Here is a 2,126-nt window from a genome sequence, read left to right on the forward strand (position 1 = left end):
GCGCCACTGGCAGCAGCCACTGGTAACTGATTTAGAGGAGTTAGTCTTGAAGTTATGCGCCTGTTAAGGCTAAACTGAAAGAACAGATTTGGTTCCTGCGCTCCTCATAAGCCAGTTACCACGGTTCAAAGAGTTGCTGCTCTGAGAACCTTCGAAAAACCGCCTTGCTGGGCGGTTTTTTCGTTTACAGAGCAAGAGATTACGACGCTACAGAAAGGATCTCAAGAAGATCCTTCACCATAATGGAAATCTATCCCACCCGAGCATATAGGATGCATATCGTTATAAAACATCGGATATTATGCATCCCAACTAAAAATAAGCTCGAGGATAAAAAATGAGTTCAATGGTTTACTGCCGAGGATGCGGCAAGGAAATACACGAAACAGCAAAGTCATGCCCACACTGCGGAGCCACAAACGCCTCTTCAGGTTCAGGTGAAAAAAGTAGAATCGCAGCCGCGCTATTAGCATTCTTCCTTGGTGGATTTGGCGTACATAAATTTTACTTAGGTAAAATAGGACAGGGATTCCTGTATCTAATTTTTTGCTGGACATTCATACCCGCGATCATCGCGTTTATTGAGTTTATTATTTATCTATGCGATTCCGATGAAAAATTCGCAAGAAAATATGGCTAACTCATAGCAAAAAAGCCCTGCGGGGCTTTTTTTGTACCTGCCAATCAGTTGGATTTACCATAACATCCGTTCACCGCACCGCCTGAGAGGCTCTCAGGGCGTTTCTGACGGCTGTACGGTAAAACAGGTAACAAACCACCCGAAAAGCCGCCAGAAACGTGCTAGGTAAATTTTAACGCCATGCATGACTATGCACCAGAATGACGGCATCCTGTTTTCACATCAAAATCATCACAAGACACGGAAAAACACACATGAACCGCCAGGAATCCGCCGTTCTCAACATGGCTAAATTTATCCGCGCCCAGACACTCCTCCTGCTGGAAAGAATTGACCTGCTCGACTTCGATGACGAAGCGACAGACTGCGAACAGCTGCATGAGCAGGCCGAAGCGCTTTACCGGAAGCTCAGCGCCCGACTGGAATCAGACATAACGGCTTAGCCTTTCCGTCGCCTGCATCATGGCATCCACATCATCTTTTGAGAGATCTTCATCCTCCAGTCGTCGCTCAAGGATGAACGGACACGGAATTTATTACGGGTCGTGAGGCACTCAGTATGAAAGAAAAATGCAGATAATACAGACTGGAACGGTAAGCAAGCAGTGACGAGATTAAAAATCAGGATAACCAGAGACGGTATTTACGAGAATCAGGGAGGTAATCAATACGGTTAAATGCCCCGGGATATAATGCACTAACGACACGCCAGAAATATATCTGGGTCAGCTCATCTGCCACACCTTCCCTGAAATACAGAAAGTACCTCGTCGTAAATATGTCCTTCCTCGCGTCCCTGGCAAGGCGATCAGTACACCCTCCGAAAATCAGAACATCAATAAACACGAAGCCCCTTCCGGTAAGAAAAAAACCGGCACGGGGGCCGGTAATACTGTGAAAAACAGCCCGCTTTAGCATCGCGGTTAGTAGTGACATGTTATGCCATTTAGTAGAGATATAAGCACCCACCAAAACTAGGAGGAACAGACATAGCAGACGGGCGCACCCATGCAGAAAGCTGTGTACCCCCGCAGCGTTCCAGCAGTAGCCGGTGCTCATCCTCCATCCCCCACATGGTGAGCATCTTGTTCCGTTTCTCGGACAAACCAGTCTCCTGATAACGCCGGGACGGGCGGGAAAAGCTTTCCCGGTCGGCGCGGGGTTGGACAAGCCGCAGGCGCGTCAGGCTTTTGGCGGGTTTCGGGGCGCAGCCCTGAACCAGTCACGTAGCGCTAGCGGAGTGTATACTGGCTTATTATGTTGGCATGAGTGCGGTTGTCAGGAAAGTGCTTCATGTGGCAGGAGAAAAATGCAGCAGCGGAGCGTAAGCAGAATATGCAATGCAGGTGATGTTCCGCTTCCTCGCTCACTGACTCGCTGCGCTCGGTCGTTCGGCTGCGGCGAGCGGTACCGGCTTACTGGCGGGGCAGAAATTTCCTGGAAGATGCCAGGACGAAACTTAACGAAGCGATAAGGCCGCGGCGAA

General features: G+C 49.2%; 2 protein-coding genes. Both read left to right on the forward strand.

All coding sequences use genetic code 11. The features are described 5' to 3' along the window. The first annotated feature begins 337 nt into the window (after positions 1–337). Entirely contained in the window at positions 338–640 is a 303-nt protein-coding gene (locus KCR01S_RS24775) for a TM2 domain-containing protein (protein ID WP_023207139.1), read from the forward strand. Between the two features lie 254 nt (positions 641–894). Further along, on the forward strand, positions 895–1,083 hold the full coding sequence (locus KCR01S_RS23500) for a Rop family plasmid primer RNA-binding protein (protein WP_024157497.1): 189 nt from the start codon (positions 895–897) through the stop codon (positions 1,081–1,083). Positions 1,084–2,126: the final 1,043 nt, after the last annotated feature.

The organism is Kluyvera cryocrescens NBRC 102467, from assembly GCF_001571285.1.
In the GTDB taxonomy this organism is placed as follows: Bacteria; Pseudomonadota; Gammaproteobacteria; order Enterobacterales; family Enterobacteriaceae; genus Kluyvera; species Kluyvera cryocrescens.

What these genes read in the sequence shown, in the direction of transcription:
- KCR01S_RS24775 (WP_023207139.1), top strand. Translation starts at nt 338, where the DNA reads ATGAGTTCAATGGTTTACTGCCGAGGATGCGGCAAGGAAATACACGAA.
- KCR01S_RS23500 (WP_024157497.1), top strand. Translation starts at nt 895, where the DNA reads ATGAACCGCCAGGAATCCGCCGTTCTCAACATGGCTAAATTTATCCGC.